Genomic DNA, 7,766 nt, shown 5'->3' with positions numbered 1-7,766 from the left:
CAATCCAAAAATAATTGAGAGGCTAGGACTTTTGTCCCAGCCTCTTTTAATTGTCGCTTGACCATATCAAATCGCAATTTTCTGATTTTTTTTGGTATAATGGTCCCTATGAAAATAGTATCTGGAACCTATGGGGGACGTCCCCTCAAAACACTTGAAGGAAAAACAACCAGGCCGACTTCTGATAAGGTCAGAGGGGCCATGTTCAATATGATTGGTCCTTACTTTGACGGTGGAAGAGTGCTGGATCTCTATGCTGGAAGCGGTGGGCTCTCTATTGAAGCCGTTTCTCGAGGCATGTCAGAGGCTGTTCTAGTAGAACGAGATCGTAGAGCGCAGGAGATTGTAGCAGCCAATATTGCCATGACCAAGGAAAAGGAACGGTTTCAACTGCTAAAAATGGAGGCCAAGCAAGCCTTGGGTCTTCTAACGGGCACCTTTGACTTGGTGTTCTTGGATCCTCCGTATGCCAAGGAAGAGATTGTTCGCGATATCGAAACCTTGTGCGAGCGCCAACTCTTGTCAGAGGACGTCATGATTGTGTGCGAAACCGATAAACACGTAGAACTTCCTGAGGAAATCGGACAAGTGGGAATCTGGAAAGAAAAAATCTATGGAATTAGTAAGGTAACAGTATATGTCAGATAGAAATGGATTGTTTACAGGATCGTTTGATCCGATTACCATTGGGCATGTGCAATTGATCGAGCGAGCTAGTCGCTTGTTTGACCGTGTCTATGTCGGAATTTTTTATAATCCGGAAAAAGTCGGACTCTTTTCCATTGAGCAACGCGTGCGCATGGTGAAAGGGGCCTTGGCTCATTTGGAAAATGTTGAAATTGTGACGTCGACTCAAGAGTTGGCTGTGACAGTGGCACGCAATCTTGGGGTCATCACCTTGATCCGGGGCTTGCGCAATGCACAGGATCTGGTATACGAAGCTAATATGGATTATTTTAATCACCAGTTGGCGCCTGAATTGGAGACTATTTATCTCTATGCCCAGCCTCCTTACCAGGCCATTAGTTCAACGCGTATTCGAGAGTTGCTGGCTTTTCAGCAGGATATCTCACCTTATGTACCAAATAGTGTAATGGAGGAAATCAAAGATGACACAAGCGAATAAACCAAGCTTGCCTACAAAAAAGAAAAAAGGACGATTGAAAGAATACCGATGGCCGATTGCAGGCGTTCTATTCTTGCTCCTCTTGCTCTCTGCTTTTGTGATTCGCCTTCCCTATTATATTGAGATGCCAGGAACGGCAGAAGATATTCGATCCGTCATGACAGTGGATGGAAAAATGGATACCAAGTCAGGATCCTATGACTTTGTAACCGTAGCAGTGAAAGAAGCGACCCCGGCTGATTTGATCTATGCTTGGGCGACACCTTTTACAGATATCTACTCTGCCAAGGATATGACAGGTGGTAGTTCGAGCCAAGAATTTACGCGGATTAACCAATTCTATATGGAAACCTCGCAAAATATGGCCATCTACCAAGGGCTAAAGACAGCTGGAAAAGAAACCCAGATGGACTTTCTAGGTGTTTATGTCATGCAAGTAGCAGATGACTCGACCTTTAAGGGTATCTTGAACATTGCGGATACCGTCACCGGTGTGAATGGCAAGACCTTTAAGAGTTCCAAAGAATTGATTGATTATGTTGGTTCTCAAAAAATTGGCGATCCTGTTTCAGTGACCTATATTGAGGATGGACAAACCAAGACCGCAGACGGAAAGATCATCAAATTGTCTAACGGGAAAAACGGAATCGGGATTAGCCTGATCGACCGGACTGAAGCCAAAGGCGATGTTCCTGTCCAGTTTGCGACTCAAGGAATTGGTGGACCAAGTGCCGGTATGATGTTTAGCCTAGCCATCTATACCCAAGTGGCTGATCCAGATCTTCGTCAGGGACGCCATATTGCAGGGACAGGAACCATTAACCAAGATGGAACGGTTGGCGATATCGGTGGGATTGACAAGAAAGTCGTCGCAGCCGATAAAGAAGGAGCAGAAATTTTCTTTGCCCCTAATAACCCTGTTTCCAAAGAAGAAAAGAAAGCCAATCCCAAGGCCAAATCAAACTATGAAACAGCTAAAGAAGCCGCGAAACAAATTCATTCGAAGATGAAAATTGTCCCCGTCAAAACCCTTCAAGACGCTATTGATTATTTGAAGAAGAATTAGAAGTATCTTGTTAGATCAGTCTCGTACTTGAAAGTACGAGGTAGAGTTGGCAGATAGGAAGATTCACCTTCTAATCAAATTCAAGTTTTTGCTTATCAATCTCTCTATTTTTAGAGGGATTTTTTCTTTATACTGGTATCAGAAAGAAAGGGAGGTAGTGAAATGATTCAAACCAGTTTGTTTTCCATTTCAGTATTCTTAGCGGGAGTTCTATCCTTTTTCTCCCCATGTATTTTGCCACTGATGCCAGTCTATGTAGGGATTCTATTGGATTCTGAACGTGTGAAAACTGTTCGGATTTTTGGAAGAGATATTTCTTGGTACGGCTTGGTGAAGACTCTTTGTTTTATCGCAGGTCTATCAACTGTTTTCCTGATTCTAGGATACGGTGCAGGGGCCCTTGGCCAGGTGCTTTATGCTCCATGGTTTCGCTATCTGCTAGGAGGGATTGTGATCCTATTAGGGATTCACCAAATGGAAGTGATCAATCTGAGACAACTCCAAAAGCAAAAGACCATCCAACTCAATAAGAATCGGGAGCGCAATGAATTCTTCAATGCTTTTCTGATAGGGGTCACCTTCAGTTTTGGTTGGACCCCTTGTGTCGGACCAGTTCTGAGTTCTGTTCTAGCCATTGCCGCTTCTGGAGGAGATGGTGCTTTGCAAGGCGCTCTCCTGATGCTGGTCTATACATTAGGATTGGCGCTCCCCTTCTTAGTCTTGGCTCTAGCTTCTAGCTGGGTTCTACAACATTTTGCTAAACTCAAGCCCCATATGGGAACCTTGAAAAAAATTGGTGGTGCCCTCATCGTCTTGATGGGCATCTTGCTGATGCTAGGAAATCTTAATAGCCTCGCATCTTTGTTTCACTAATCTTGAATGATTAAAGGAGAAAAATCATGAAAAAAATTCTTGCACTTTCTATTGCTACACTTAGCATCGTCACTTTAGCAGCTTGTTCTGGACAGAAATCAGATTCAGATATGAAAAAAACGGACGATAGTAGTATGATGAAGAAGGACGATATGAAGAAGGACGATATGAAGAAGAACGATATGAAGAAGGATGACATGAAGGATTCATCCATGTCCGATGATAAAATGAAAAAAGAAGACATGAAAGATTCATCTATGATGTCTGACAGCAGTTCTGAAATGAAGGACGATATGAAAAAAGATGAGATGAAATCTAGCGATTCAGAAATGAAAAATGAAAAGAGTGAATCATCTGATATGAAATCAGACAAGGAATGAAAGAAGGGAGAGGTCATCTGAGGATGACTTTCTCCTTGTTTAAAGAGGTAATAATGATGAAGAAATTAGCTTTAGTAGCTGCAGGATTCGTATGCGCTGGACTTTTAGGGGCTTGTTCGAGTCAAGGAATGGCTACTTCCAATAAGAACATGAACCAACAAACAGCCAAAGCTGGGGCTAGGCAACCATCTGGCAAGAAAGTGAAGGATTTTAGCCTGCAAGGAGTGGATGGCAAGACCTACCGCTTATCCGATTACAAAGGGAAGAAAGTTTACCTCAAATTTTGGGCTTCCTGGTGCTCTATTTGCCTGTCGACATTAGAGGATACCAATGAGTTGGCAAAAGAAGAGGCAGGTAAGGATTATGTGGTTTTATCCGTTGTAGCTCCAACCTTTAATGGCGAAAAATCAGCAGCAGATTTCAAAAACTGGTACCAGTCTTTGGATTACAAGGATTTCCCAGTCTTGCTAGATAGTAAAGGGGAACTGCTCAAAGAATATGGGATTCGTTCTTATCCATCGGCGCTCTTTATCAATAGTGATGGGACTTTAGCAAAGAGTCATATTGGCTATATGAATAAAGAGGATATCCTCAAGACCCTAGAGAACATGCAGTAAGGAGATAGACAATGGAAACAAAATGGAAAGTGTTTGCTATCCTTCTCATTGGCTTGCTATCGATTGGTTTCTTTTTCTTTAGTAAGGGAGCAAACGGAATGGATCAATCAGAAACAAGCACTGAGATGATTAAAAAAGTATCGATGAGTCAGACTCCAGTAGCCAAAAAGGAAACAAATGAAACGGTTGATCCAAAGGATCATCGTGAAATTTATTTGGCTGGTGGTTGCTTCTGGGGCGTAGAGGAATATTTCTCCCGTGTTCCAGGTGTGATTGATGCCGTATCAGGCTATGCCAATGGAAAGGGAGAAACGACCAAGTATGAATTGGTCCCTCAAACAGGCCATGCTGAAACAGTTCACATCACCTACAATGTCAAGAAGGTATCTCTGAAAGAATTGCTCCTGCATTATTTCCGGATTATCGACCCAACGTCGAAGAATCGTCAAGGAAATGATCAAGGAACACAATACCGAACAGGTGTCTATTATGTCTCCCAAGAAGACCTTCCAACCATTAACCAAGTCTTTGAAGAAGAAGCAAAAAAATACGACAAACCGTTAGCAGTGGAAAAAGAGCCACTGACCAATTTCATCAAGGCTGAGGACTACCACCAGGATTATCTAAAGAAACATCCGAATGGGTACTGCCATATCGATGTCAATCAGGCTTCTTATCCTGTTATAGATGCTAGTCGCTATTCTAAGCCAAGCGATGAGGAGATCAAAAAGAAGTTATCTCCTGAAGAGTATGCGGTGACACAAAAAAATGATACCGAACGGGCCTTCTCCAATCGTTACTGGGATCAGTTTGATGCCGGTATTTATGTAGATGTCGTGACTGGTGAGCCGCTCTTTTCCTCTAAGGATAAATTTGATTCTGGTTGTGGTTGGCCGAGTTTCAGTCGACCTATTAGTCCTGATGTGGCCATCTATAAGGAGGATAAGAGTTTCAATATGACTCGGACAGAAGTTCGGAGCCGTGTAGGAAATTCTCATCTGGGCCATGTTTTTACCGATGGTCCCAAGGAAAAAGGCGGCCTTCGCTATTGCATCAATAGTTTGTCTATTACCTTCATTCCCAAAGCAGAAATGAAAGAAAAGGGCTACGGTTATTTATTGGACTACGTCTGAGACATTTGGAACCATAATTTGCTATAATAAGTATAGCAAAGACAAGTAGGTGAAAGACATGTATGCGATCATGATTGTGGAAGATGAAGAGCTTATCCGGCAGGGTCTGACTTCCTTAGTGGATTATGAACAGTTTGGAATGACCGTCATCAACCAGGCTAAAAATGGGCGTGAGGCTTGGGAAAAGTTTCAAGAGCAACCAGCCGATATCCTTCTAACCGATATCAATATGCCACAAATGAATGGCTTGGATCTGGCTCATCTCGTCAAAGAACAATCTCCGTCTTGCCATATCATTTTTTTGACAGGTTATGATGACTTTGAGTTTGCAAGGAAAGCCATCAAGTTAGGTGCAGATGATTATTTGCTGAAGCCTTTTTCAAAAGATGATATTGAAGAGATGTTAGCAAAGGTGAAAGGAAAACTTGATCAAGAGCGTAAGAAAGCGCAAGTCGAAGATTTGGTCAGTCAGGGTTATTCGACAGACTTGGAAGAAGCCATTCATGCTCGTTTAGCAGACTCTCAGTTAACTCTAAAGGATCTGGCCTATCAACTTGGTTTCAGTGCCTCGTATCTAAGTGTATTGATCAAGAAAAAATTGGGACTCCCCTTCCAAGACTACCTCATTCAAGAGCGAATGAAGAAGGCTCAACTCTTGCTTCTCACGACAGATTTAAAAATTTATGAGATCGCCGATCAGGTTGGTTTTGAAGATATGAACTATTTTTCTCAACGCTTTAAGCAGGTTGTTGGGGTGACACCAAGGCAGTACAAAAAAGGAGAGCATGAATGAAACGATATCCCTTGCTGATTCAGCTGGTCCTCTACTTTTTTCTCTTCATTCTCCTACTTTTTGGTCTTATTGGTGGTCTCTATTATCAAACGAGTTCAGGGACGATCCGCCAGCAAACAGAGCGGACGACAAGAAATAGTATCGATCAAAGCAGTCAGTTTATCACTTCCTATCTAAAAAAATTAAAGCAGACGACGACGGTGCTTAGCCAGGAACAGGCTGTTCGACAATTTGCCCAAGATAGGAGTGCGGATCAAGAAACGGTTCAACACCTGATGCGAACGATGATTGAAACGGATCCGGACTTGGTCTCAGCGGTCTTGGTGACCAAGGATGGACGTCTGGTAGCGACAGATTCCAAAATCAGCATGCAGACTTCTTCAGATATGATGAATGAAAGTTGGTATCAAGAGGCGATTAAAGAAAGAGCCATGCCAGTTTTGACGCCAGCTCGAAAGGAATCTTTGACTTCGGAAAAAGAAAAATGGGTGGTTTCTATTACCCAAGAAGTGGTCGATCAGACTGGCCAAAATCTCGGAGTAGTACGCTTGGATATTGGCTACGATAGCCTTCAGGCTTACTTGGATCACCTTCAACTAGGGAGACAAGGCTTTAGTTTTATCATTAATCAAAAGCATGAGTTTGTCTACCATCCTAAAAAGGCGGTCTATTCCTCCAGCCAAGAAATGCAGGCCATGCAGCCCTATATTGCTGTGACAGATGGCTATGCTAAAGGAGGACAGAATTTTATCTATCAGGTTCCGATTCCAGATAGCGATTGGACCTTGATTGGAGTGGCTTCACTTGAAGGACTTCAGATGCTGCAGTCGCAACTCCTGTACTCTTTCATTGGTCTAGGATTACTAGCTTTGATCATGTGTTTGATAGGGATCGGCTTTGTTCTGCGTTTGTGGATCAAACCCTTACAAGACCTTCAGACTATCATTTTGAGGATTGGAGCAGGAGATGCTCACGTGAGGGCTGCAGCCAAAGGATCTCCAGAATTGGTGGCCCTCGCTCAAGCGTTTAATGCCATGTTGGACCAAATCGATAACCTCATGCAACAGGTTAAGGAAGAGGAGCAGAACGCACGGCGGTACGAGTTGCGGGCACTTTCGGCTCAGATTAATCCGCATTTCCTCTACAATACCTTGGATACGATTGTCTGGATGGCGGAGTTTAATGATAGTCGGCGCGTGGTCGACATCACTAAGTCTCTGGCTCAATATTTTCGACTGGCTCTTAACCAAGGCCAGGAACAAATCCTACTGAGAGATGAAATCGACCATGTCCGCCAGTATCTTTTCATTCAAAAACAACGTTATGGTGAAAAGCTCAACTATGAAATTCTAGAAGATGAACGGTTGGGCGACTATCAGCTTCCGAAATTAGTGCTTCAGCCCTTAGTGGAAAATGCGATTTACCATGGCATTAAAGAGATCGATCGGCCAGGTCTCATTCGAGTGACAACTGAAGTCAGTGGAGACTACGCCTGCGTATCGATTTTTGACAATGGACGAGGGTTTGACCGATCAGGATCAACAGCCCAAACCCTTCTTCGTTTAGGAGGTGTTGGCTTGAAAAATGTGGACCAACGATTGCATCTTCAATTTGGCGAAGCCTATCATATGGAGATTGATTCTAAGGCAAATAGCTATACCAAAATTACTCTTTTTTTGCCACTTGCATCCGGCAATGAATATTCATAGAGGCTGGGACAAAAGTTCTAGCCTCTCAATTATTTTTGGATTGTCGAGCAAGACGCAGTGGTTGAGTGG

9 protein-coding genes are annotated in these 7,766 nt (G+C 43.1%); all 9 read left to right on the top strand.

Annotated elements, in window-relative coordinates:
• Positions 1-108: 108 nt before the first annotated feature.
• The 9 genes from rsmD (at position 109) to ADG03_RS09865 (ending at position 7,697) form a co-directional block, all read left to right on the top strand.
• On the top strand, positions 109-648 hold the full coding sequence (gene rsmD / locus ADG03_RS09905) for a 16S rRNA (guanine(966)-N(2))-methyltransferase RsmD (RefSeq protein ID WP_037599242.1): 540 nt from the start codon (positions 109-111) through the stop codon (positions 646-648).
• On the top strand, positions 638-1,126 hold the full coding sequence (gene coaD / locus ADG03_RS09900; RefSeq protein WP_049472973.1) for a pantetheine-phosphate adenylyltransferase: 489 nt from the start codon (positions 638-640) through the stop codon (positions 1,124-1,126). The genes rsmD and coaD overlap by 11 nt, the downstream gene beginning before the upstream one ends.
• Entirely contained in the window at positions 1,110-2,192 is a 1,083-nt protein-coding gene (locus ADG03_RS09895) for a SepM family pheromone-processing serine protease (RefSeq protein ID WP_049472972.1), read from the top strand. Before coaD ends, ADG03_RS09895 begins: the two co-directional genes overlap by 17 nt.
• A 162-nt stretch (positions 2,193-2,354) precedes the next feature.
• Positions 2,355-3,065, top strand: coding sequence for a thiol-disulfide oxidoreductase-associated membrane protein CcdA2 (gene ccdA2 / locus ADG03_RS09890; RefSeq protein ID WP_023917418.1), 711 nt, complete (start codon positions 2,355-2,357; stop codon positions 3,063-3,065).
• Positions 3,066-3,091: 26 nt separating this feature from the next.
• Positions 3,092-3,445: a hypothetical protein gene (locus tag ADG03_RS09885; RefSeq protein ID WP_049472971.1), complete on the top strand. Its 354-nt coding sequence runs from the start codon at positions 3,092-3,094 to the stop codon at positions 3,443-3,445.
• A gap of 56 nt (positions 3,446-3,501) precedes the next feature.
• Positions 3,502-4,062: a TlpA disulfide reductase family protein gene (locus ADG03_RS09880; RefSeq protein ID WP_042759839.1), complete on the top strand. Its 561-nt coding sequence runs from the start codon at positions 3,502-3,504 to the stop codon at positions 4,060-4,062.
• Positions 4,063-4,073: 11 nt separating this feature from the next.
• Positions 4,074-5,195 carry a peptide-methionine (R)-S-oxide reductase MsrB gene (msrB, locus tag ADG03_RS09875; RefSeq protein ID WP_045759154.1) on the top strand — a complete coding sequence of 374 codons (1,122 nt, stop codon included), beginning with the start codon at positions 4,074-4,076 and terminating at the stop codon, positions 5,193-5,195.
• A 58-nt stretch (positions 5,196-5,253) separates the two neighbouring features.
• Complete coding sequence (locus ADG03_RS09870; protein WP_024054871.1) at positions 5,254-5,988, top strand: response regulator transcription factor; 735 nt, start codon at positions 5,254-5,256, stop codon at positions 5,986-5,988.
• Positions 5,985-7,697 carry a cache domain-containing sensor histidine kinase gene (locus tag ADG03_RS09865; protein WP_045759155.1) on the top strand — a complete coding sequence of 571 codons (1,713 nt, stop codon included), beginning with the start codon at positions 5,985-5,987 and terminating at the stop codon, positions 7,695-7,697. Before ADG03_RS09870 ends, ADG03_RS09865 begins: the two co-directional genes overlap by 4 nt.
• The last annotated feature ends 69 nt before the right edge of the window (positions 7,698-7,766 follow it).

It is taken from the genome of Streptococcus parasanguinis (assembly GCF_001069785.1).
In the GTDB taxonomy this organism is placed as follows: domain Bacteria; phylum Bacillota; class Bacilli; order Lactobacillales; family Streptococcaceae; genus Streptococcus; species Streptococcus parasanguinis_T.
The sequence above is the reverse complement of the archived record's forward strand: the minus strand, read 5'-3'. Positions and strand labels throughout refer to the sequence as shown.